This window comes from Saccharibacillus brassicae (genome assembly GCF_006542275.1).
Lineage (GTDB): Bacteria > Bacillota > Bacilli > Paenibacillales > Paenibacillaceae > Saccharibacillus > Saccharibacillus brassicae.
In genome coordinates this window covers 105,498-129,675 of record NZ_CP041217.1, presented here as the reverse complement: position 1 = coordinate 129,675, position 24,178 = coordinate 105,498, and the positions used below count along the sequence as shown (strand labels likewise).

General features: G+C 60.9%; 15 protein-coding genes. 14 read left to right on the top strand and 1 reads right to left on the bottom strand.

Going from position 1 to position 24,178, the window contains the following annotated elements; genetic code table 11:
- The first annotated feature begins 25 nt into the window (after positions 1–25).
- The 8 genes from FFV09_RS00455 to FFV09_RS00420 all read left to right on the top strand — a co-directional run bounded on the left by FFV09_RS00455 (position 26) and on the right by FFV09_RS00420 (position 15,615).
- Positions 26–2,785, top strand: coding sequence for an S-layer homology domain-containing protein (locus tag FFV09_RS00455; RefSeq protein WP_141445846.1), 2,760 nt, complete (start codon positions 26–28; stop codon positions 2,783–2,785).
- Between the two features lie 134 nt (positions 2,786–2,919).
- Complete coding sequence (nth, locus tag FFV09_RS00450; RefSeq protein ID WP_141445845.1) at positions 2,920–3,591, top strand: endonuclease III; 672 nt, start codon at positions 2,920–2,922, stop codon at positions 3,589–3,591.
- Between the two features lie 62 nt (positions 3,592–3,653).
- Positions 3,654–3,911, top strand: coding sequence for an NAD/NADP transhydrogenase alpha subunit (locus FFV09_RS00445; protein WP_141450240.1), 258 nt, complete (start codon positions 3,654–3,656; stop codon positions 3,909–3,911).
- Between the two features lie 45 nt (positions 3,912–3,956).
- Complete coding sequence (locus FFV09_RS00440; RefSeq protein WP_141445844.1) at positions 3,957–7,856, top strand: dynamin family protein; 3,900 nt, start codon at positions 3,957–3,959, stop codon at positions 7,854–7,856.
- Positions 7,857–8,080: 224 nt separating this feature from the next.
- The gene (locus FFV09_RS00435) at positions 8,081–10,498 is read left to right on the top strand and encodes a putative bifunctional diguanylate cyclase/phosphodiesterase (protein ID WP_141445843.1); all 2,418 of its coding nucleotides are present in this window, start codon (positions 8,081–8,083) and stop codon (positions 10,496–10,498) included.
- Positions 10,499–11,267: 769 nt separating this feature from the next.
- Complete coding sequence (locus tag FFV09_RS00430; RefSeq protein ID WP_141445842.1) at positions 11,268–12,116, top strand: S66 peptidase family protein; 849 nt, start codon at positions 11,268–11,270, stop codon at positions 12,114–12,116.
- Positions 12,117–12,163: 47 nt separating this feature from the next.
- Positions 12,164–13,258, top strand: coding sequence for a peptide-methionine (S)-S-oxide reductase MsrA (gene msrA / locus FFV09_RS00425; protein WP_281288464.1), 1,095 nt, complete (start codon positions 12,164–12,166; stop codon positions 13,256–13,258).
- 110 nt (positions 13,259–13,368) lie between these two features.
- Positions 13,369–15,615 carry an AraC family transcriptional regulator gene (locus FFV09_RS00420; RefSeq protein ID WP_141445841.1) on the top strand — a complete coding sequence of 749 codons (2,247 nt, stop codon included), beginning with the start codon at positions 13,369–13,371 and terminating at the stop codon, positions 15,613–15,615.
- A gap of 133 nt (positions 15,616–15,748) precedes the next feature.
- Here FFV09_RS00420 and FFV09_RS00415 read toward each other — a convergent pair whose 3' ends face one another.
- The gene (locus FFV09_RS00415; RefSeq protein ID WP_141445840.1) at positions 15,749–16,636 is read right to left on the bottom strand and encodes a carbohydrate ABC transporter permease; all 888 of its coding nucleotides are present in this window, start codon (positions 16,634–16,636) and stop codon (positions 15,749–15,751) included.
- Between the two features lie 371 nt (positions 16,637–17,007).
- On the opposite strand from FFV09_RS00415, the gene FFV09_RS00410 reads away from it, so the two are divergent.
- The 6 genes from FFV09_RS00410 to FFV09_RS00385 all read left to right on the top strand — a co-directional run bounded on the left by FFV09_RS00410 (position 17,008) and on the right by FFV09_RS00385 (position 24,152).
- Entirely contained in the window at positions 17,008–17,880 is an 873-nt protein-coding gene (locus tag FFV09_RS00410; protein WP_141450236.1) for an ABC transporter permease, read from the top strand.
- 70 nt (positions 17,881–17,950) lie between these two features.
- Positions 17,951–19,471, top strand: coding sequence for an extracellular solute-binding protein (locus FFV09_RS00405; protein ID WP_141445839.1), 1,521 nt, complete (start codon positions 17,951–17,953; stop codon positions 19,469–19,471).
- A gap of 15 nt (positions 19,472–19,486) precedes the next feature.
- Complete coding sequence (locus tag FFV09_RS00400) at positions 19,487–20,728, top strand: glycoside hydrolase family 88/105 protein (RefSeq protein ID WP_141445838.1); 1,242 nt, start codon at positions 19,487–19,489, stop codon at positions 20,726–20,728.
- Entirely contained in the window at positions 20,715–22,067 is a 1,353-nt protein-coding gene (locus tag FFV09_RS00395) for a glycoside hydrolase family 28 protein (protein WP_141445837.1), read from the top strand. Before FFV09_RS00400 ends, FFV09_RS00395 begins: the two co-directional genes overlap by 14 nt.
- Before the next feature lie 85 nt (positions 22,068–22,152).
- A complete protein-coding gene (locus tag FFV09_RS00390; RefSeq protein ID WP_141445836.1) occupies positions 22,153–23,043 on the top strand; it encodes a dienelactone hydrolase family protein in 891 nt (296 codons plus the stop codon).
- A 23-nt stretch (positions 23,044–23,066) separates the two neighbouring features.
- Positions 23,067–24,152 (top strand): pectinesterase family protein, encoded by a 1,086-nt coding sequence (locus FFV09_RS00385; protein WP_141450234.1) that lies wholly within the window; start codon positions 23,067–23,069, stop codon positions 24,150–24,152.
- Positions 24,153–24,178 lie beyond the last annotated feature (26 nt).

Sequence of the window (24,178 nt, the reverse complement as noted above, 5' to 3'; positions counted from 1 at the left end):
CAAATCGGGAAGGGGATCAAATCATATGCAGCATTCCAAATCCAACCGGCGGCCTTCGGGCATAAAGACCGGCAAAATCAACAAGGTGGTTCCGGCCGTTCTGGCCGTCATGATGGGAGCGGGCGGAGGCACGTTCGCTTTCGCGGCGGAGACGCCGGCGACGACTGCGGTACCGGCGGCATCGGCACCGGCGGCAGCCGCGTCGACCGGGTTCGGCGACGTCAAGACCGGCTACTGGGCCGAGAAACATATTTACAAGCTCGCCGCGCAGGGTATCGTGCTGGGCCAGAACGGCCAGTTCAAGCCGGGCGACAACATTACCCGCCAGGAAGCGATCACGATGGCGATCCGTTTCATCGGAGCGGGCAAAGAACTCGGCACGATCGAGACGGCGATCGTACCGGACGGCTTGACCGTGAACAATTATTTCAAGCCGTACGTCGATCTTGCGCTCGACAAAGGGCTGATCCGATCGGCGGAGGAAAAAGACGCCGACGGCAAAGCGTGGGGCACGCAGCCGGCAAGCCGCGAGTGGGTAACCCGGATTCTGGTGCGCGCGATCGGCAAGGAAGCCGAGGCGCAGTCCGCCGGCTCGACCTCTTTTGCCGATAACGCCGACATTTCCAAAACCAGCGTAGGCTACGTCAGCACCGCTGTCAGTCTCGGTATCGCGCAGGGGATGGAGAACAACAAGTTCAATCCGGCCGGTTCCGTGACGCGCGCCCAGATGGCGACGTTCTTCAGCCGGGCCGAAGCGCATATTACGCCTACATACGCGGGCATGACGACAGGCATCGTGACCGCTCTGAGCGCCAATTCCGTGACGCTGTACGCAAACGGCCAGAACGCGACGTACGCGCTGAACGCGTCCACGCCTTATTTTGCGGCCGGGTCCGAGACGCGGGTCCAGCCTTCCGAGTTGAAGCTGTACACCCGAGTGACGGTCGCCGGAGCGAACGCCCAGGCCGGTTACGTCGAGATCGTCGATCCGAAAGCGCAGGTCGAGACGCTGTCCGGCGAGTTCGACCGCTTGACGGGCACGAACACGCTGTTCCTCAAAACGGCGACGGATTACCCGAAATACGAATATGACGCGTCCACCGTGTTCCTCGACGCGAACGGCAGCCGGATCGAAGCGAAAAATATCAGCGCCGGCAGCCGCGTGTCGCTGCTGCGCGAAACGTACTCCGGCCAGAACAAGATTCTGACCGTGCAGGTGACGTCGGGCAACGTCAGCAAGACGGATACCGGCACCGTGGCGGCTGTGGACGCCGCGGCGGGAACGGTCACGTTTATCGGCTCGACCGGCCTGTCCGAAGTCTACAAGCTCGACCCGACGTCGATCATCCGCTACCGCAACGAGATTTTGGCCGCGTCGGATCTCAAAGTCGGCAGCCAAATCCGTTATGTGATCGAGAACAACGTCGTTCGTACCGTCGAAGTGATGCAGAGCGTGGAGCGTGCCGTGACGGCGCTGCTGTACCAGATCTCTTCGGACGGTTCGACGCTGACGTACAAGACGGACGCCGGCGCGCTCGAAGTCAAGCTGATCGCGCCCAAAGCGGAAGTGGTCGTCGGCGGCAAAAACGCCGCGCTGCAGGATCTGATCGCGGACAAAGCGCTGGGCGACCGCGTGGAATTGACGCTGAGCGGCAGCGGCGAAGTGACCCGGATCGTGGTCAAAGACCGCGAAGCGACGCAGCTGGCGTTCGCGGCGGTCAGTTCGTACGACGCGGCGACCGGCGTGCTGGCGGTCATCGACGCGGCGGGCAAGCCGTACGCTTTCACGGTGGACGCGACTACGAAGCTTGCCTATAATGCGCCTTCGCCGACGCTCAAAGGCATCGAGCCGCTGCTGATCAAAGGCCGCGGATTGAACCTGACCGCGGTCGGCAGCCGCCTGGTCTCGCTGGAGATCGTCTACAAATACGAAGGCACGGTCGAGCGGGTCGATCCCGCTTCGATGATGCTGACGCTCAAGCTCGGCGACGGCACGAGCGTCAAGCTGCCTTACGGCTCGACCGGCACGGCCGTGCAGGCGTACGGCGTGAGCAACGCCACGATGAACAACGTCAAGCCGGGCGACCGGGTCACGGCTGCGCTGTACGCGGACCGCGTCGCGCTGCAGTCCGTCGCCGTCCAGACGACGAAGCAGTTCCGCGTGACCGGCACGGCGCCGGGCAGCAGCCGCCTGAACGTCGAACAGGCCGGCGTATCGGCGAGCCTGTTCGTCGACAACCAGGCGATCGTCAACGTGCAGGGCACGCAGATCGGCTATGCCGGACTTGCGAACGGCCAGCTCGTCGACGTGACGTTCAACGGTCCGGACGTGTCCAAAGTCCGCCTCGCCGACAGCGCGATCGGCACGATCCAGAGCGTCGACGCAGCGGCGCGTTCCGTAACGCTGCTGACTTCGACGGGGGCGACGCGCACGTATTCCGGCGCCGTCTCGCCGCTGAACGTCAACCAGAACGGTACGGTCGTGTCCGCCGCGTCGACGCTTGCGGCCGGCCAGCACGTGCAGGCGACCGTGCAGCCCGACGGCAGCACGTCGTTCACCGTTCTCCAGGCGCTCAGCAAAAGTTTCTGGAGATACGACGCCGCCGCGCAGGCGGTCTACGTCAAGATTACGCCGGGATCGACGGAAAACAATAGGTACAAGCTGGCGCCCGAAGCCTGGGTTCACCAGGGAGCGGCGAATATCAGCGTGCAATCGCTCGTCGGAGATGATAAAATCGTATTGTATCTGAATAACAACGTCGTGTATGAACTCGTGAAGCAATAGATTACCGCCCGTCGAACCGTCGGGTACGGCCAAGCCGGTTCGGTGCGAACGCTATCGTTCGTACCGGCCGGTTTGTCTTTGGCATCGGATTGCGTTCACCGTTCGGAATCGCGACGCGGGAAAAGGATTGAGCCATGACAAACGCCAAAGTCAGACACATCCTGGATACGATTGCCGGCATGTATCCGGACGCGCGCTGCGAGCTGGATCACCGCAATGCGTTCGAACTGACGATCGCGGTGCTGCTGTCGGCCCAGTGCACGGATGTGACGGTCAATAAAGTGACGAAGGATCTGTTTGAAAAGTATCGGGCTCCGGCGGATTACGTCTCGGTGCCGCGCGAGGAACTGGAACAGGATATTCGCCGGATCGGGTTGTACCGGAACAAGGCGAAGCATATCCAGAGCCTGTGCCATCTGCTGATCGAGCAGTACGGCGGCGAAGTTCCGAGCGCGCACGACGAGCTGGTCAAGCTTCCCGGCGTCGGCCGCAAGACGGCAAACGTCGTCGTCTCCAACGCGTTCGACATGCCGGCGATCGCGGTCGATACGCATGTCGAGCGGGTCTCCAAACGGCTCGGGCTTGCGGCGGAAGGCGATTCCGTGCTGGAAGTCGAGAAGAAGCTGATGAAAAAAGTGCCGAGGGAAGAATGGACGCTCACGCACCACCGTCTTATTTTTTTCGGCCGGTACCACTGCAAAGCCCAATCGCCCAATTGTCAGGTCTGTCCGCTGCTCGACGTATGCAAAGAAGGCAAAAAACGCATGAAAACGTCGACGGTGCGCAGAACGCGCAAATCGGGTTGAACGGGCGACCTGCACACAGTTAGGCAAATCACATACAAAAGAGGATGGACAGTATGGAAAACATGAGATGCGTTACGGTATACACGAACGAGTTTGAGAAATTTTCGGATATTTTCGAGCAGGTGCTGATCAGCGACATCCCGGAAAATGACGACATGGAAATCGAAGGCGTAACGGTAGGCAGCGTCAGCGAGATTCCGGAAGAATACGTCGAGCAGATGCGCCTGAAGCCCGAAGTCGTCGTCATGCGCGACAAGAAACGCAACATCACGATTTTGCAGCACGGCAAAATTTTCGAAATTTTTATCCCAACCGTTTAAGATCGGCTTGAAAAAGCGGACACGGCATCGAACCTGGAGGAACATATGGCGGACACGACAATGAAATCCGGGGATCTGCACCAAAAACTAGAGCGGCTGCGTGCCGCTCTAGTTTTGTATGAAGATCCCGAAACGGCGGCCAAGATCGGCCAACTGGAACGAAAATGGAACGATCGCGAGCTGACGCTTGCTTTTCTCGGTCATTTCTCGGCCGGCAAGTCGAGTCTGATCAACGCGCTGTGCGGAGGGCCGCTGCTGCCGTCCGGCCCGCTTCCGACGACGGCCAATGCCGCGATTATCCGCAGCGGCGAGCGCCGGGCGGAGATTACGCTGCATCCGGCGGACACTGCTTCGGAAGCGGCGTCCGCCGGTCTGCCGTCCGGCAGCGGCGAGCGCAAGCTCGTGCTGGCGCCGGAAGAAATGGAAGGCGCGCTCGCCCGCTACTGCAAAGACGGGGAATCGTACGCCACGGTCGAAATCTGGGGCGATATTCCGCTGCTGCAGGGCGGAGGCGCGTTCCTCGATACGCCGGGCGTCGATTCCACCGATGCGGCGCATGCTTCGGCGACCGACGCCGCGCTGCATTTGGCGGACGTCGTCTTCTACGTCATGGATTACAACCATGTCCAATCGGAGACGAATCTGGCGTTCGCCAAAAGCTTGTCCGATCTCGGCAAGCCGCTCGTGCTGATCGTCAACCAGGTGGACAAGCACCGCGAGACGGAGCTGTCGTTTGCCCATTACCGGGAAACGGTCGAGCGCACGTTCTCCGATTGGCAGATTCAAACGGCGGACGTGCTCTATTTGTCCGTCAAGCGTCCGGATCATCCGCTCAGCGGGTGGAACCGCTTCGTCGCGCTGATCGGCCGGCTGTTCGAAGAACGCGAACAGCTGCTTGAACGCGGCGTGCGTCTGGCGGCGCAGGATTTGCTGGACCGGCATCTGCTGCGCGAGCGCGACGTTCGCCCGGGCGAAGCGGCAAGCCTGAGCGCCGAAGAGGAAGAAGTCGAATACGAAGCCGAAGCCAGCCTGCAAGCGCTTCAATCGCAGCAGAGCGAATTGGCCGATCGCGGGCGCAATCTGCGCGACCGGCTTATGAACGAGATCGGCCGCACGCTCGACAACGCGCCGATCATGCCGGCTTCGCTGCGCGACCTGATCCAGCTCTATCTGGAAGCGTCGGCGCCGGGATTCCGCGCCGGCGGCTTGTTCGGCTCGAAAAAGCGGACCGAAAAAGAGCGCGAAGACCGGCTCGCCGCGGTCGCTGCCGATTTCGCCGAGCGGGTGGAAGCGGGACTCGACGTGCATGTGCGCGAACGGCTGCGGGCTTTCGGACGGGAACTGGGCGTCTGGGACGCCGGGCAGGAGACGCGGCTGGAACAGGCGCTGCCGCGCGTCGAGGGCGGCTGGGTGTCCGGCCTGCTCCGCGAAGACGTGCGGCTGTCGCCGGAATACGTCATGAATTTCTCCGGCGATCTGCGCGGCGAAGCGCTCGCCCGCTTCCGCCGGGCATCGCTGGAGTTCGCCGACAGCCTGCTGGAAGATGCCGAGCCGCAGGGCGGGGAGCAGTTGGCCGAGATCAGCCGGCAGGTGCTCCAGGCGTCCGAGCTCGCGGGCAAAGCGCGGCTGCGCCGCGAAGTCCGCGAAGCGCTGGACCTGCGCGAGCAGGAACTCGCCGGGCTGCTCGGCAACGCCGACGGCCTGCCGGCGCTGCGCCTGCCGCAGCTGGACGAGCCGCAGGGCGAAGCCGGCCGCGGCGGAGAGCCGTTCGCGGCGGACGGCGCTGCCGATGCGGCGGCGTCCGTGCCAGCGGCGGCGGTCTCCGCGGCTGCGGCCGCTGCGCCAGCCCCGGAGACCGGGCTGACGCCTGCGCCGCCGGCCGCGGCGGCAGACCCCGCCGCGCCGCCGCATGCAGCGCCCGCAGGCCGGAAGCCTGCCGGCCTGCACGCGGCGTCTTCGGCCGAAGACGCCGGCGCCGGCGGCCGGCTGGACATCCTGCACGCGGCGGCGGACCGGCTGCGCGAAGCGGCCGAAGTGCTCGCGCCGCTGCCCGCGTTCGCTTCGACGCTGCGCGCCATGCGCGAACGCGAAGCTTCGCTGCGCGGCGGGCGCTTCACGCTGGCGCTGTTCGGAGCGTTTAGCGCCGGCAAGTCTTCGTTCGCCAACGCTTTGCTCGGAGACGGATTCCTGCCGGTGTCGCCGCATCCGACGACCGCGGCGATCAGCCGGATCATGGCCCCGGAACGGGCCGAAGACCACGGCCGCGCGCTGATCGTCATGAAGACGCGCGAAGAACTGATGGGCGACCTCGCCGACGCCTGCGAACTGCTCGGTCTGGGCGATCCGGCGGCGGGCCGCTGGCGCGCCGAAGTGCGCGCGCTGACGCCGGACCGTATCCATCCGTCCGGCCGCGCGCATTACAGCTTCCTGCGCGCCGCGGACGCCGGCTTCGATCTGGCCGAGCCGATGCTCGGCACGGAAAGCCTGGCGGAGCCGGACCAATTCCGGCTGTACGCGGCGGAAGAGAGCCGCGCCTGCTTCGTGAAGCGGATCGATCTGTATATCGATTCGCAATGGACGCGGCAGGGGATCGTGCTCGTCGATACGCCGGGAGCCGATTCGGTGCACGCCCGCCATACGGGCGTCACGTTCGACTATATGAAAAATGCCGACGCGCTCGTCTTCGTCACGTATTACAACCATGCGTTCTCCCGGGCGGACCGCCAGTTTCTGGCGCAGCTCGGCCGCGTCAAAGGCAGTGACAGCGTCGACAAGACGTTCTTCATCGTCAACGCCGCCGATCTGGCCGATTCGGAAGAAGAATGCGGCGGAGTGACGGCGCATCTGGAAGAGCGGCTGCGCGGCGAAGGCATCTTGAATCCGCGCATCTATCCGGTGTCGAGCCTGCGCGCGCTGGAGCGCAAGCGCTCCGGCCGGGCGTATACCGACGTTGGATCATCCGCCGGATCGGCCGCCGCTTCGGCGGGCGAAGAGTTCGGCGGAGCGGCGTTCGACCGGTTCGAAGCGTTCGAGCGGGAACTGCTGCATTTTGCGGCCGAAGAATTGGCCGGGCTTGCCGCGGCGTCGGCCGATCGCGAGATCGAAGCGTCGCGCGAACGGCTGAACAGCTGGATCGCGGAAGCGGACCTCGGCGCGCAGGAACGGCAGCTGCGCCTTGAGCGGCTGGCGAAAGCGTCGGTCGAAGCACGCGAGATCGCGGGCTTGGCCGGAGCGGCGGACAAGACGCCGGAACTGGTGCGCGAGATCCGCGAGCTGCTGTTCCACGTGCGGCAGCGGATCGAGTTCCGGTTCGGCGACTGGTTCGCCGAAAGCTTCAATCCGGCGCTGCTGCACGCCGGAATCGGCGACCTCAAAGCGTCGTTCCTGGCCTGCGGACGCGAATTGTCGCGTATGGTCGCCCGCGAAGCGGAGAACGAACTGCTGGCAACGGGCCTGCGGATCGAACGGGCCGGCCAGCGCATGCTGGCGGGGGGACTGAACGATACGCGGGACCGGCTGGCCGGGCTTGGAGCGCCGTTCGACCGGCTCGAACCGGGAGACGGCGGCGCGTGGGAGACGCCTTCCGTGTCGGAAGTGCAGCTCAGCGGCGCGCTGGACTGGGCTTCGCTCTGGCCGATGTTCAAAAGCCCCAAAGCGTTTTTCGAGCAGCGGGGCCGGGATGCCGTGCGCGAAGCGGCGCTGGCGACGTTCCGCGAAGCGCTGCAGCACGTCACGGAGAGCCGGCTGCCGGAGTTCGAAGACTTCTACGGCCGGCAGCTGTCGCACAAATTGGGCACGGAAGCCGAAGCGCTGCTGCGTCAGGCGGAAGAAGCGGCGGACGGCATGCGTCTCTCGCTGTCCGACCAGCCGGATACCGAACGGTGGAAAGCGATGGAGAATCGCTTGAAACACGTATTGGCGGCACAGCAAAAAGTAAAAGCGTGACGTTAGCCGCACAAAAAATTCTTTTCTTGACCCTTAATTTCCAGTAAGATGTCAGGCATACAAGTACAGGAATATCCTGCGGCTTGTCTGCCTTTTTTTATCAAGAAACTGAGTTTCGAGACTCATATTGGTGGGTAACTTATATGAGAAAAGACTCATTTTTATGGGAATATGGGCGCGGTTGTGCAATATAGTCCTAAGCTATTCAGGCGGGAGAGAAAATCATGAATGACATCTTAGCAATCCTATCGTTGAATTGGGTCTATTTGACAATTTCGCTGCTGGGTTCGATCGCGGCATGCGCCCTGATCGTGTACGGCGCGGCATGGAAACAATCGGAACTTCGGACCGTTCGCGTGCGCAAACGCCAGCAAATGGTCATTTTGCTCGGCGCGGCCGCTTTTAGCATCGATCATATCGTGGCGCCGCTGTCGCTTGAACTCGTGGTGAACCGCGACTATTACGTAATCCATTTGATTTTTACCGTGCTCGGCTGCCTGGCCGCGACTTCGCTCGCGATTCGTTACGCGGTGAAGCCGGCCAGCGGCTCGGCCCGTTTTTTCTGGACCGGACTGATCGTCTCGTTCACGATTCTGCTGTTCGATTACGCCAACGTTATGCTGCTGTTCCGCCATTTGGCCGTATGGAATCCGGATCTTGTGGCGATGAACGTGATCCTTACGTTTTGTATCGGTTTTGCCGTTATGCGCCTTGTGACCTTGTCGAGCCGCAACCGGGAGCACGGACTGAACTCGCGCTGGAACGTCCCCGGCATTATTCTGTGCGGGTTTGCGCTGTTCGGCGTTCCGATCCTGTGCGTGCTGTCCGTGCTGCCGCTCGACGTCTACGACCGGGCAGGGGAGATCGGCGAGAACCGCGCGTTCCTCGTGCCTTACCTGTTCATGCTCGCTATTGTCTGCCTGCTGATGGCGTTCCCGGACGATTTCGTGCGCGTGCGCGAAAAGCTGCAAAGCCGCAAGCTGCGCGAGCGCGAGCAGCACTACATTTCCCTGTATGAACACAATCCCGACGGAGTGTTGGAATTCGACGCCCGCGGCGTCGTGACCGGCATGAACGCCCGCGCCGAAGCCATCTCCAAAAAGCTTGGCAAAAAAATGCTCGACACCCGCTTCATCGACCTGTTCGCCGGCGAGCAGAGACGGATCGTCGCCGATCATCTGAAGCTCGTGCTCGGCGGTCGTCCCGGCACGTCCGAGATCGATATGCAGGGCGTGGACGGGCATGTGCAGTCGTATGCGCTGACCTCGCTGCCGATCGTCGTCGACCGGCATGTCGTGGGCGCGTACAGCATCGTCAAAAATATTACGAAGCGCAAAAGGGATCAGGAAACGATTCGCCATCTCGCGTATCACGACGAGCTGACCGGATTGTCGAACCGCCGTTCGTTCGAAGTGACGCTTGAGCGGTATACGAATTACGGCGATCAGAGACCGGAACCGTTTACGCTGCTGTTTATCGACCTTGATCGCTTCAAGCGCGTCAACGACTTTTTCGGCCATGCGTTCGGCGATCTCGTTATCAAGCATGCCAGCAAATTGATCAAAGGCTGCATTCCGTCCGACGCTTTTCTCGCCCGGATGGGCGGCGACGAATTCACGGTCATCTTGCCGTCCGTGTACCGCCGTTCGGAAGCGGAGAAATGGGCAGGGCAGATCGTGGAACGGTTCAACGACCCGTTCGAGATCGGCAAGCACACCGTCAAGCTGTCCGCTTCGGTCGGCATCTCCCGCTACCCGGACGACGGGCTGTCGAGCGAGCTGCTGACCAAATACGCCGATTCCGCCATGTATGACGCCAAGCAGAACGGCAGCGCCCAATACCGGTTTTACGATGCGGCAAGCGACCGGACGAGTCTCGAAGAGATGCGGCTGGAACAGGAACTCGAACTTGCGCTTGAAAAAGACCAGCTTCGGCTGATGTACCAACCGAAATTCGATATTCGCAGCGGCCAGGCGATCGGCTACGAAGCGCTGATCCGCTGGGATCATCCGGTCCACGGCGAAATTTCGCCGCTCCGCTTCATTCCGATGGCGGAAAAAAGCGGGATGATCGTGCCGATCGAACAATGGGTGCTGCGCACCGCCTGCCTGCAAGCCAAAAGCTGGGAGCGCGAAGGGCTGGGCAAGCTGCCGATCGCGATCAACGTGTCCCAGGTTCACCTGATGAAGCCCGATATTTACGAGAGCATCCTGCGGACGCTGGAAGAGACCGAATTCGATCCGCGGCTGCTGGAACTGGAAATTACCGAAAGCGCGATGATGCACAACGAAGAGCATGTGATCGAGATTCTCGACCAGCTCAAAGCGGCGGGCATCTCCGTCTCGATGGACGACTTCGGCACCGGCTACAGCTCCCTGAGCTATTTGCACAGCCTGCCGATCAGCTGCCTGAAGATCGACCGTTCGTTTATTCGCAAAATCACGACCGACCCGGACAGCAAAGCGATCGCCGAGATGATCATCTCGATGGCCAAGCAGCTCGGTCTGAAGATTATCGCCGAAGGCGTGGAGACGAGCGAGCAGGTCGCGCTGCTGCAGGAGCTGCAATGCTACAACGTGCAGGGCTTCTACTACAGCCGCCCGCTGCCGCCCGAACAGGTGGGCCGTACGAACGTTTCCTGAGTGACGGTTCCGAATGGCCGTTTTCGCTTCGCGATCCGGAGTGCTTGAACGTCTGAGTGCCGGAATGCTCGAATGCTCGAATGCTCGAATGCCGGATTGCTTGAAGGTTCTAATACTCGAATACCGGATTGCTCGAATGCCTGAAACCCCGATTCCGCAGCCGCGGAGCCGGGGTTTTTTCGCTCCGGAAGTGGAGGGCGGTACGCAGTCTGCATCGTTTCGTCCGCTTTTGTTGAAATAGCTGCGTGAGAACAGTTATTTCGTGATAAATGTCCGTATTTGGCAAAATAACTGCGTGACGACAGTTATTTGTCGACTGGTGTGCGAAATCACTCTTTTTGGCGAGAAATAAGTGGATCTACGACGTTATTTGCGATTCCGACGTTTTTTGGACCCCCATAAGTGTAATAATGTCGTTAATTCGTCTCTAACTTGGAGTTTGCCGGATCGGAAAGCAGGTTGGATCTGAAAATGGGGTTGATAGAATTGATGGGGAGCTGTTTAGAGAGTTTCTTAAAATAAAATAAGGTAATGAAAAATTCACAATAGAAATCTATAAAATCAACCAAAGACCTGAAAAAGACCTGAAAAAGACCTGAAAAAGGCCCGAAAAAGACCCAAAAAAATCCGAAAAGGTTCAAAAAAGTTCCGAAAAAGGCCCAAAAAGACCCGAAAAAGACCCGAAAAGGTCCAAGAAGAACCTTCCGGCCAAATGGTGTAAAATAAAATAAAAGCAGTCACCCTATTCGGACCCAAAGGAGAATGGAACATGTCCTCATTTACTTTCAAGCCCGGCGACACCGTCGCTTTGATGTCCTGCTCGGACGGACTGCCGCCGGAAGAGCGCCCGCGGATCGAAGCGCTGACCGGCTGCCTGCAAGCGTTCGGCCTCCAAGTCGAAGAAGCGCGCACGCTTATGCGCACGTCTTCGTTTTTCAGCGGAACGCCGCAGGAGCGGGCGGACGAGTTGAACCGGCTGTTTGCCGACGCTCGCATCGCGGCGATCTTCGACGTGTCGGGCGGCGATTCGGCGAACCAGATTTTGCCGCTGCTCGATTACGAACAGATACGTGCCGGAAGCAAGCCGCTGTTTGGCCTGAGCGATTTGTCGTCCGTATTGAACGCGATCGCTGCGCGCAGCGGTGTCCGCACGTACCATTACCGGACGATGAATCTGGTCGGCGCTTACGCGGAGCGGCAGCGCGAAGAGTTTTACCGGACTTTTTTCGAAGAGCTGCCGGATCTGTACAATTTCGATTTCGAATTTTTGCGGGGCGAAGATTTGGACGGCGACGTGGTCGGCGGCAATCTGCGCTGCCTGCTCAAGCTTGCGGGCACGCCGTACTGGCCGGACTTTTCGGGCAAAGTGCTGCTGCTGGAATCGCTCGGCGGCGGCGCGAACCGGATCGTCTCGCTGCTGGCGCAGCTGTCGCAGACCGGCGCGTTCGAGCGCTGCTCGGGCCTGCTGCTCGGCACGTTTACGGAGCTTGAGCGCCAAGGCGAATTCGGCCTCGTCCGCGATTATCTGCTGGAGTTGACGCAGGGAAGCGGCATTCCGATCGTCAAATCGAGCCGGATCGGACACGGGGAAGACGCCAAATGTATCGTGATCGGCTGAATTGATCGACTAACCGGGCCAGTCGGCCAACGAAAGGAGGAGCACCCATGAAAAAGGGCGCACGGCTGTTCAACTTCGATGTCAAGTTCGGATTCGGCAAAAGAAAATCCGAACCGCCGGCCTCCGCCACGGCCCCGCCCCCCAACTCCGGCCCCGCCGCTCCGCGTCCGCCGGCCTCAGCGCCTCCGGCCTCAGCGCCTCCGGCCTCCGGCGATACGGCCGCCGGCCCGAATCCGGCCACGCTTGAACTTGCGACTTTTGCCGGGGGCTGCTTCTGGTGCATGGTATCGCCGTTCGACGAGCTGCCGGGCATCGTGTCGATCGTGTCCGGTTATACGGGCGGGCATACCGACAATCCGACGTACGAAGAAGTCGGCCGGGAAACGACCGGCCATGCGGAAGCGGTGCAGATTACGTTTGATCCGCATATTTTCCCGTATGCGCGCCTGCTGGAACTGTTCTGGCAGCAGATCGATCCGACCGATGCCGAAGGCCAATTCCAGGATCGCGGACGTTCGTACCGGGCGGCGATCTTCACGCATAACGAACGCCAGCGGCGCGAAGCGGAAGCTTCCAGGCGGGCGCTGGGCCGAAGCGGACGGTTCAAAAGCAAAATCGTGACCGAGATCGCCGACGCCGGCCGCTTCTATCCGGCTGAAGCGGAACATCAGGATTATTACAAGCACCGGTTCGGCCATTACCGGCTGTACCGGCAGCATTCCGGGCGAGACGCTTTTCTGCGCGAACATTGGGATACGGAACGCGACCGGGAGAAGCTGCGCGGCGAACTGAGCGACGTGCAGTACGAAGTGATCGTCCGCGGAGGAATGGAGCCGCCTTACGACAACGCGTACTGGAACGAGACGCGGCCGGGCCTCTACGTCGATGTGCTCAGCGGCGATCTCCTGTTCGATTCGGCGGACCGGTACGACGCCGGCGACGGCTGGCCCGCGTTCGCCCAATCAGCCGACAGCCATCTGGTGCGCCGCGAAGCGGATCTGGGCGGCGGGGAAGTGCGGACCGCGCTGGTCAGCCGCCTCACGGGCGCGCGCCTCGGCTATTTGCTCTACGACGGACCGGGCGAAGGCAAGCTGCATTACCGCGTCAATTCCGCGGCGCTGCGCTTCATTCCGCGGGAGTAAGCCGCAGCGGCGACAGCCGCTTGCGGCTTCTTTTTTGGTCGGGGGGTTCCGGTTTGCCGGAGCGGCGCGTTATAATTATGGAAGAATCTTATAATCGTTGGAGGAATTTTATGAAAAAGGGAAAAATGTTCTACAAAACGTTTATTCCGATTCTTCTGCTGGGCGTCGCCCTGGCCGTCAGCTTCGGCATCTACACCTATGTCCAGCTCGTGCGTTCCGTGATCGACAGCGTAGCCGAAGAAAAGCAAAATTCCATTACCCAGACCAAAAACAATCTGGAACAAAAGATCCGTACTATTGAATACGCTTTCAATACATACAGTACGACGAGTTCGTTCGGCGAAGTCGTCGACAAGCCGATTACGGAGCGCGATTTTCTCGCTTACCGCGAAGTCAATACGCAGCTGAACTATATCGCCACGATGGGGCTTGAAGGCGCGGAGTATACGCTGATCAGCCTCAACCGGGACTGGCGCATCTCGAACGGGAAGCTGTCGCATCTCGGCGCCGAAGAGAAAGACAAGCTGTACACGGATTATATCGATAACCGGGAGAAAGGACTGTTCTGGATCAAGACGGAATCGGGCATCCGGTTCGTCAATACGCTGCCCGCTTTTTCCCGGAACAAGGAAGCGATCGCGCTGTCGGACCTCTCGCTCGGCACGCTCGACCGGACGATCCGGACCGAAGACGGGGCCCGCATCTTTATTTTGAACAAGCAGGGCGATCTGATGTACGATACGCAGTCCGGCGAACCGGACATGGGCCAAGGCGAACAGGCGCGGCTCGCGGAAGCGGCGGCAGGCGGCGAGCACGCTGCGGGCATGCTGGACTGGAAGCCGGGCGGCGCGGCGAAGTCCCAGCTGATCTACTCGCGTTCCGCCTACAACAACTGGACCTATTTTACCGTGCTGGATCAACAGGAAATCGCCGGCGCACTGCAGACGACGCGGTTCGGCCTGATCGCCATGGAACTTGCGCTGATCCTGCTTATTACGGTCGTCGCCTACGTCATCGCGGGCCGCTTCACGAAGCCGATTCTGCAAATCACCGGCAGCCTGCCCCCCCACGGCTCGCTTTCGGGCAAAAACGAGATCGACTGGATCTTGTCTTCGATTAACCGGCTGCTGAGCGAAAAGCAGAGCCTGGAGACGCTGATGGAAGCCGAGCAGCCGCAGCTGGAGACGCAGTTCGTGCTCAATCTGTTCCGCAGCCGTATCTCCGCCGGGGAACTCGACCATCAGCTCAAGCGGCTCGGTTACGAAGGAGGCGTCGACCGGCAGTACGTGACGATGCTCGTCCAGCTCGACAACGTGGGCAAGCGCGAGACGCCCGACCGGGACGTGCTGCTGCTGGCCGTCAACAAGATCGCCGAAGAGCTGATTCCGGCGCGCAGCCGGATGCTGCCGGTCATTTTGAACGACGATACGCAGGCGACGATCCTTATGTTCGACGGCGCCGACGAGGGAGAGATTCGCCGCGGTATGCTGGAGTACGCCAAGCAGGTCGTCCGCGCGGTCAAAGAGTATGTCAAGCTGTCCGTCAGCGTCGGGATCAGCAGTCCGTACCCCAAGCTGCTCAAGAGCCGCGAAGCGTGCGAGATGGGCAAGCAGGCGCTGCATCAGCGGTTGAACCTCGGCAAGGAATCGATTATTTTCTACGCGGATATCGCAAGCGTCGTGCCGGGTCCGGTGCTGCTGCATTATCCGGCGGAGCTGGAATCGAAGCTGTTCGACGCGATCCGGCTCGGCGACGAAGAGAAAGTGTCGGCGGCGCTCTATCCGCTGTTGGCCGAATTCATGAAGAAAAGCCGCAATTCGATGAATCTGGAAGTGATGCTGATCCGCCTCGTGAACAATCTGATCCAGCTGGAGCAGCTGCTCGGGATCGAAGTGCTGCTGACGGCGGACAACCACGCGCTGTACCATCGCCTGCTGAGCATTCGCAACCCGGAAGAAGTGGAGCGGATTTTGGTCGAGCAGGTCATTTTCCCGATGGTGCGCAGCATGGAGAAGAAGACGAACGAGCAGTTCCGCTGTCTGTCGGAGACGATCGCCGGTATCGTGCGCGACGAATACGACCGGGAGCTGTCGCTGGACCAGATCGGGGAGCGCCTGCATTACAACCCGAATTATCTCAGCAGCATTTTCAAAAAAGAATTCGGCACGACGTTCAGCGACTATCTCATGAGCTACCGGCTCGACATGGCGAAGAAATGGCTGACCGAGACCGACCAGACGGTCAAAGAGATCGCCGAACGGCTCCAATACCAGAATCCGCAAAACTTTATCCGTTCGTTCCGCAAAAAAGAACAGGTCACGCCGGGCGTCTACCGCAAGCTGAGACAGAATATGTGACGGCGCGGCGGCCCTTTTTTACCAGGACCCGTGTTCGCCTGCCGATTCCGGTATCCGCACCCCGAACACCAACGCAAAAAGGCCCCGTGCTCTGTGTGTCCACAGCGGCACGGGGCCTGCGTCTGCGTCGGAATCAGCCTTTGACCGCTCCGAGCAGCGCGCCTTTGGTAAAATGCTTCTGCACGAACGGGTAGGCGATCAGCATCGGGACGGTGGCGACGACGATGACGGCCATTTTGATCGTCTGCGCGGGCGGGATGACGTCGACCGACGTGCCTTCCGCCTGCATGCCGCTCGACACGATGACGATCTGGCGCAGCAGCACCTGGATCGGCCATTTGTTGGAGTCGGTCAGGTACAAGATGGCGGTCATGTACGTATTCCAGTACGTGACGGCGTAGAACAGCGAGATCGTCGCGATCGAAGGCAGGGCGAGCGGGAGCATGATTTTGAAAAAGATGCCGAGGTCGTTGCTGCCGTCGATTTTCGCGGATTCTTCCAGTTCGTCGGGCAGCGCCTGGAAAAAGTTGCGCATGATGATCAGGTTGAACGCGTTGACGGCGACCGGGAGAATAAGGGACCAGTAGGAGTCGATCAGGCCGACGCCTTTGACGACGAGGAAAGTCGGAATCATGCCGCCGCTGAACAGCATCGAGAACACGACGACGAAGTTGATCACGTTGCGTCCTCTCAAGTAACGGCGCGATAGCCCGTACGCCATGAGCGCGGTCAGCGCCATGCTGACGACCGTGCCGACGACCGTCACGCCGATCGAGACGCCGAGTCCTTTGAAAATGGTCGGGGTGGACAGGATGTAGCGGTAAGCGTCGAGCGAGAACGTCGTCGGGAACAAAATGAAGCGGTTGGACACGACTTCCTGGGTGGAAGCGAACGAACTGGCGATCACGTTAATGAAGGGCAGCAGACAGATCAGCGCGATCAGCGTCAGCACCGTATAGTTCGCGATATTGAACAACCGGCTGCCGAGCGTTTGCTTGCGTTTCGAAGAAGTATGCTCCATCTTGTGAACCTCCTTGAGTGGACTGGAATGCCTATTTCCACCCTAACAGCGGCTCCGCATTCCGTATATAATCCGCGGATCAGGAGATCGGGGGTACGGCCGGAATCCGGCGGATAATCATCAGCCCCGCACATAATCATCAGCTGAGTTCCGAACAGCGGAAAAGGCGCAGCCACGCGGTTTTGCAAGCGTTACCACGAGATGATTATATACGGAATGCCGGCCGCGGCTTACGCTTGGGAAGCAATCGGAATTCAAAGCGAAAGCGAGGTTGGCAAACGATGACCAAGCCGGTGAACGTGTCCGATACGTCCCTGCTGAAGCTGGACGGTCGGACGGTGCGCAAAAGCCGTTTCGGGCTGCGCAAACACATGCTGCTGTATTTGATGATCCTGCCCGGTTTTATGTATTTTGTCGTATTCAAGTATTTTCCGATGGGAGGCCTGGTGATCGCTTTCCAGGATTACCAGCCGTATCAAGGCATTCTCGGCAGTCCCTGGGTCGGCTTCAAGCATTTTACCCGGCTGTTTACCGAACCGACCTTTTTCATGCTGCTGCGCAATACGCTCGTCTTGTTCGCGCTCAATATCGTTTTCTTTTTCCCGCTGCCGATTCTGCTCGCGCTTATGCTGAACGAAGTGCGGCACAAATTTTTCAAAGGCGCGATCCAGACGATCATCTATATCCCGCATTTTATGTCGTGGGTCATCATCGTCTCTATTACTTACGTGTTCATGACGGTGGACGGCGGCGTGCTCAACGAGCTGCTGTCTTCGGTCGGGCTGCCCAAGATCAGCTTCCTGACGTCGCCCGAATGGCTGCGCACCGTGTACATCGGACAGATTATCTGGAAAGAACTCGGCTGGTCGACGATCATCTATCTGGCCGCGATTACCGTCGTCGATACCCAACTGTACGAAGCGGCGGAGATGGACGGAGCCGGACGGCTGCGCAAAACGTGGCATGTAACGCTGCCCGCTATCCGTCCGGTCATCATCACGCTGCTCATTCTCAAGATCGGCAGCACGCTTGACCTCGGGTTCGAGCATATGTACCTGCTGCTCAATTCCCTCAACCGCGAAGTGGCGGAAATTTTCGATACGTACATCTACACCGCGGGACTCAAAAACGGCCAGCTCAGCTATAGCACGACGGTCGGCCTGTTCAAAGGGTTGGTCGGTCTGGTGCTGGTCATGCTGTCCAACCGCCTCGCCAAAAAGATGGGGGAAGACGGCGTCTATTGACCTGCTTGTCCGTTCAGCCGCGTCCAATATCCGGCATGACCCAATTTATCCGAAGAAAAGGGGTAACGACATGAGAAAATCCGCCAAAAAAGCCCGCAAGACCGGAGCGATTCTGCTGGGGACGACAATGCTTGCGCTGACCGCCTGCGGAGGAGGAAGCAGCCAGGGAGCCGCCGGGCAGCCGTACGACGAAAATTCGAAAGCGACGATCAGCTGGCTCAATATTTTGCATACCGCTTCGCCGCCGACCGATACCATTTTGACTAAAATCGAAGAAAAAACGAACGCCGATATCCAATTCTCCTGGATTCCGGACGCTTCCAAAGAAGAACGGATCAATACGTCGCTCGCTTCGGATTCCTTGGCGGATATCGTCACGCTGACGCTGCTCGACAACTCCTCGGTGCGCAACTCGCTCAAGTCCGGCCTGTTCTGGGAAGTCGAACCGTACCTGAACGATTATCCGAATCTTGCGAACATCTCGGAAGACACGCGCCGCTCCGCTTCGATCGGAGGCAAACTGTACGGCGTGCCGTTCCAGAAAGACCTGGCGCGCAACGGCGTCACGATCCGCAAAGACTGGCTGGACAAGCTGGGGCTGGAGACGCCGCGCACGACGGACGAACTGATGGAAGTCGCGCGGGCGTTTACCGAAGACGACCCGGACGGCAACGGCAAAGCCGACACGACGGGCTTCGTGGACCGCAGCGATCTGGTGTACGGCGCGTTCAAGACGCTGAGCTCCTACTTCGGCACGCCGAATATGTGGCAGGTGGGCGAAGACGGGAAGATGACGCCGGAATTCATGACCGAACCGTATTTCGAGACGATGGACTATATGAAGGCGCTGTATGAAAAAGGGTACATCAATCAGGACTTTGCCGTCACCGCCAAAACCGACCAGCAGCAGAAGTTCGCGCAGGGCCGGGCCGGCATCTACGTCGGGGCTATTTTTGACAGCAAAAACCTGCTCAACATGGCCAAAGGCATTCAAGACGATATGGAACTGGTGCTTGTCAACGACATCACCTCGACCGGCAATGAAGCGGACCGCGCGATCTGGGCGGCCAACAACGGGATCGGCGGCCTGCTGGCGTTCCCGAGGTCGGAAGTGAAAGACGAAGCCGAACTCAAGCGGGTGCTCAAGTTCGTGAACGACCTGATGGACGAAGACAGCTACGCGCTGATGACGTACGGTATCGAAGGCACGCATTACACGGCCGACGATCAGGATGCGGTCACGATTACCGATACCGATCTGTGGCAGCAGGAAGTGCAGCCGTTCGCTTCAAGCCGTCCCAAAGAAAGCGGGTACAAGATTCACGACGCCGATCCGCTCAAAAAGCAGTCCGACAAGCTGATCGCCGACAACGCCAACTACGCGGTGCTCAACCCGGCGTATTCGCTCGAATCGGAAACGTACAACACGCAGGGCTCCGAGCTGCAGAAAACGATCATGGACGCGACGTACAAATACATTCTCGGCGAGCTGGACCGGGCAGGCTTCGAAGCGGCGGTCGAGAGTTGGAAAAAGTCGGGCGGAGCCAGCGTGATCACCGAATATGAAGCCGCTTACAAAGAACAGAAATAAGGAGGGTGCGATTCAATGGAACATTCATCGTCAGCCAAGTCAACGTGGAGCGTACGAACGGCGGAATCGATCATGGCGCGCAGTCCCAAGCTGTATCTGTGCAACGGGCATAACGGCAAATGGTCGTACGATTACGGTGTCGTGCTCAAAGGCTTCGAGGCGCTGTGGCGCCGTACCGGCGACAGCCGGTACTTCCGCTATATCCGGGCACAAATGGATCATTTTATCGGGGAAGACGGGCAGATTCGCGGCTATGCGCAGGGCGAGTACAATATCGACCATATCAACAACGGCAAGCTGCTGTTCGCGCTGCATCAAGAGACGGGCGAGCGCAAATACCGTCTGGCCGCCGATCAGCTGCGCGCCCAGTTGGAGCATCATCCGCGCACGTCCGAAGGCGCGTTCTGGCACAAACAGATCTATCCGTACCAGATCTGGCTCGACGGCCTGTATATGGGAGCGCCGTTCTATCTCCAGTACCAGCTGGAGTACGGGGGCGGCGCCGGAGTGGACGACGTGACCCGGCAGTTCATCCTGTGCGAGCAGCATACGCGCGACGAACAGACGGGGTTGCTGCACCATGCGTGGGACGAACGCAAGATCCAGCCGTGGTGCGATCCGAACACGGGCCGTTCGCCGCATTTCTGGGGCCGTTCGCTCGGCTGGTTCGTCATGGCGCTCGTCGACGTGCTGGAGCTGCTGCCGTCCGGCCATGCCGATACGCCGAAGCTGCGCCGCATCCTCGTCGATACGCTGACGGCGCTGCGCCGGTATCAGAACGCGGATTCCGGCGTCTGGTACCAGATCGTCGACTGCGGGCAGCGCAAAGGCAATTATCTCGAAGCTTCCGCTTCGAGCATGATCGTCTACGCGATGGCCAAAGGCATACGGCTCGGCGTGCTCGACGAGACGTGGCAGGAGCCGCTCGATCGCGCTTTTCGCGGCGTGCTGGACGAATTCGTGCTGGAGACGAAGGAAGGCTGGATCAACCTGAACAAAAACTGTCAGGTCGCCGGTCTCGGCGGAGCGGACCAACGCGACGGCACGTTCGCGTATTATATCAGCGAACCGATCGTGACGAACGATCAAAAAGGGCTCGGCGCGTTCCTCAAAGCATGCTCGGAATACGAACTTACGCGGCTTGAAGCGCAGGGCGGCGCGGGTACGCGCACGGAGCAAGCGGAGAAGCGGCGGGAAGAACGAGGTACTCCGCTCGCAGCCTTCAGGGAAGGAGCCGATTCCTGTGGCCCTCTATAACGTACTGGATTACGGAGCGATGCCCGGCGGCGAAGCTTCGTCGACCGCGGGTATCCAGGCGGCGATCGACGCCGCCGCCCTGGCCGGAGGCGGCACCGTATTCGTGCCCGCGGGCCGCTACCATACCGGCTCGATCGCGCTGCGCAGCGCGATTGAGCTGCGGCTTAGCCCCGGCGCCGTGCTGCACTTCGGCGCGGACCCGGCGGAGTATCCGATCGTCGATTCCCGCTGGGAAGGCGTCAGGCGCCGGGTCCATGCTTCGTGCCTGTACGGAGCCGATCTCGAAGACGTGTCCGTGACCGGCGGCGGCACGCTCGACGGCGGCGGAGCGCCGTGGTGGGACCGGCATCGCGGCGGTCCGGAACAACTCCCTTACCCGCGGCCCAAGCTGATCGGGCTGGACCGCTGCCGCCGCGTCACGCTGCGCGACCTGAACCTGCGCAATTCGCCGAGCTGGACCGTCAATCCCGTCTTGTGCACCGACGTCACGATCGACAATCTGTCGATTCTCAATCCGGCCGATTCGCCGAACACGGACGGCATCGATCCGGAATCGTGCAGCGGCGTCCGCATCTCGAACTGCCATATCGACGTGGGCGACGACTGCATCGCGATCAAGTCCGGCACGGAAGAGACGCCGGAGAAAGTGCCGTGCGAGAACATTGCGATCTCCAACTGCACGATGCTGCACGGACACGGCGCGGTCGTGCTCGGCAGCGAGATGAGCGGCGATATTCGCAACGTCGTGATCCAGAACTGCGTGTTCAAGCAGACGGACCGCGGTCTGCGCTTCAAGTCTCGGCGCGGCCGCGGCGGCACGGTCGAAGATGTCCGGGTCAGCAATATCGTCATGGAAGACGTCATCTGCCCGTTCATTCTCAACCTGTATTATTTCTGCGGCCCGCGGGGCAAAGACCGTTACGTCTGGGACAAAAATCCGTATCCGGTCACGGAAGAGACGCCCCGGTTCCGGCGAATCCATTTCGCCCATATTACGGCGCGCCGGGTGCATGCGGCGGCCGGATTCCTGTACGGGCTGGCGGAGATGCCGGTGTCGGAGATCACGTTCGACGATGTGGATATTTCGATGGCCGAAGACGCCGTCGCGGGCCTGCCGGCGATGATGGCCGATCTTCAGCCGATGCGCGCCCAGGGGTTTTTCCTCGGCAACGTGCAAGACGTAAGCTTTCACCGGGTTCGCCTGACCGGCCATGAAGGACCGGCTTTCCGGGTCGAAAACGGCGAAGGCGTAGAGATCGAAGATTGCCGCTCGCGGGGCGCGGACGGATCGCCGCAGCAGCTCGTGGTCGAAGAACGGCCGGCCGGGGCGAATCGCTGAGCACGCTGCCCATGACGAAGGGGGCACAAGAGAAAGGCAGCGACGAACGGGAAGCGGCAAGCCCGAAAAAGAGGAGGGATAAACGATGCGGAACGATCCGCTGTGGGACTGTCTCGGCGACCTGCCGGAAGACCGCCCGGTCCGCGCCCGGCTGGTCCGGCGCGGCGAAAGCGACGGCTATAGGCTGGAGTTGTGGATGCTCGAACTGAACGGCTTCGAAGAAGTGCCGGCCTATGTTGCGCTGCCGGCAGCAGGGAACGGGCCGTACCCGCTCGTGCTGTTCAACCATTCGCACGGCGGGTTGTACGAACAGGGCAAGCGCGAACTCGTGCGCAGCAGCGCCTACCTGCAGCCGCAATCGGTCGCGCAGGCGCTGACCGGCCTCGGCTATGCCGTCGGCTGCATCGATATGTGGAACTTCGGCGAGCGCAGCGGCCGATCGGAGAGCGAGACGTTCAAGGAGATGCTCTGGAACGGACAAGTGCTTTGGGGCATGATGCTGCATGACAATCTCAAATTTCTCGATTATTTGTGCGGGCGGCCGGATATCGATGCCGCGCGGGTGGCGACGGCGGGCTTGTCGATGGGCGGGCTGATGGCCTGGTGGTCGGCCGCGCTCGACAAGCGGATCGGCGTCACCGTCGACCTGTGCGGACAGGTCGAAGCCCGGGCGCTGATCGAGCGGCGCGGTCTGGACCATCACGGTTTCTATTCGTACGTGCCCGGGCTGCTCAAATCGTTCGAGACGCTCGACATCCAGCGGCGGATCGCGCCGCGTCCGCGGATCAGCCTGACCGGCTCGCACGATCGGCTCTGCCCGCCCGAAGGCGTGCGGCGGCTGGACGAAGGACTGCGCGCCGCCTATGCCGAAGCCGGACGTCCGGAAGCTTGGCGCTCCGTTGCCACAAGCGGCGGACACGCGGAGACGGCAGACATGCGCGAGACGTGGCTGGACTTTTTGCGGGAGCATCTGTGAAGAGGAAGGAGCAGCCGATAGAGCTGTGGGTCGGGCGCGAGCCTCTGTGCGAATACGCGACGATTCAGGCGGCGGTCGATGCGTCGGAGCGGGACAATTCGGGAGCGCCGGCCGCGATTTACGTGCTGCCGGGCGTCTACCGGGAGCAGGTTGTCGTCTACCGCTCGGAGCTGTCGATCGTCGGGATCGGACACGTCGAGCTTGTCATGGATCGGCATGCCCGCGAACGGGGCGGCGATGGGGAAGAGATCGGCACATTCGCGACGCCGACGCTGTTTCTCGGCGGAAGCGGGCTGCGGCTGGAGAACGTGACCGTGTCCAATACGGCGGGACCGGGCGAACAGGTCGGACAGGCAATCGCGCTGACGGCGCACTGCGACCGGGCGGTCTTCCGCTGCTGCACGTTCAGGGGGCACCAGGATACGCTGTTCACCGGCCCGCTTCCGCCTGCGCCCCAGGAGCGGAAGTCGTTCGGAGGCGTTCCGATCCGCGAGCATCACGCACGCTACCGCCAGCTGTACACGCACTGCCGGATCGAAGGCACGGTCGATTATATTTTCGGCGGCGCCGAAGCCTGTTTCGAACGCTGCGAACTGCGCAGCCTTGCGCGGGCGGGCGGCGCGTCCGGCGGCCTGTCTGACGGGGCGTCCGGCGGCGAACGCGGCGGATACGTGACGGCGGCTTCGACGCCGCAAAGCGGAGGCGCCGGTTATCTGTTTGCGGACTGCGTCCTGACCGCCGAACCCGGCGTGCCGGCCGGCTCGGTCTATCTCGGCCGGCCGTGGCGCGAACATGCGCGCACGGTGTTCGCGGGCTGCCGGATGGGTGCGCATATCCATCCGGAGGGCTGGCACGACTGGGGCCGGCCGGACCGCAGGCGGACGGCGGATTACCGGGAATACGGGACGCAGCCGCCGCCGGCTGCCGGGGAGCGGGCTTCGTGGACGGTGAGCCAAGCGGACGGCGCGTACGAAGCAGCGGATTGGAGCAAGGAGACGATGTTCGCGGACGATTGGTTCTGGGAAGCGGATCGCGGGCCGGCGGCATATCCGAACCTTCGGGATGATCGGCCGGCCGCGTTCAAAACGGAAAGGAGAGATCAGTTATGAGCGCACACGAACCACAAACTCCGCCT

Bases quoted from the DNA above. Each gene is read 5' to 3' on its own strand.
- FFV09_RS00455 (WP_141445846.1), top strand. From the start codon at position 26: ATGCAGCATTCCAAATCCAACCGGCGGCCTTCGGGCATAAAGACCGGC.
- nth (WP_141445845.1), top strand. From the start codon at position 2,920: ATGACAAACGCCAAAGTCAGACACATCCTGGATACGATTGCCGGCATG.
- FFV09_RS00445 (WP_141450240.1), top strand. From the start codon at position 3,654: ATGAGATGCGTTACGGTATACACGAACGAGTTTGAGAAATTTTCGGAT.
- FFV09_RS00440 (WP_141445844.1), top strand. From the start codon at position 3,957: ATGGCGGACACGACAATGAAATCCGGGGATCTGCACCAAAAACTAGAG.
- FFV09_RS00435 (WP_141445843.1), top strand. From the start codon at position 8,081: ATGAATGACATCTTAGCAATCCTATCGTTGAATTGGGTCTATTTGACA.
- FFV09_RS00430 (WP_141445842.1), top strand. From the start codon at position 11,268: ATGTCCTCATTTACTTTCAAGCCCGGCGACACCGTCGCTTTGATGTCC.
- msrA (WP_281288464.1), top strand. From the start codon at position 12,164: ATGAAAAAGGGCGCACGGCTGTTCAACTTCGATGTCAAGTTCGGATTC.
- FFV09_RS00420 (WP_141445841.1), top strand. From the start codon at position 13,369: ATGAAAAAGGGAAAAATGTTCTACAAAACGTTTATTCCGATTCTTCTG.
- FFV09_RS00415 (WP_141445840.1), bottom strand. From the start codon at position 16,636: ATGGAGCATACTTCTTCGAAACGCAAGCAAACGCTCGGCAGCCGGTTG.
- FFV09_RS00410 (WP_141450236.1), top strand. From the start codon at position 17,008: ATGCTGCTGTATTTGATGATCCTGCCCGGTTTTATGTATTTTGTCGTA.
- FFV09_RS00405 (WP_141445839.1), top strand. From the start codon at position 17,951: ATGAGAAAATCCGCCAAAAAAGCCCGCAAGACCGGAGCGATTCTGCTG.
- FFV09_RS00400 (WP_141445838.1), top strand. From the start codon at position 19,487: ATGGAACATTCATCGTCAGCCAAGTCAACGTGGAGCGTACGAACGGCG.
- FFV09_RS00390 (WP_141445836.1), top strand. From the start codon at position 22,153: ATGCGGAACGATCCGCTGTGGGACTGTCTCGGCGACCTGCCGGAAGAC.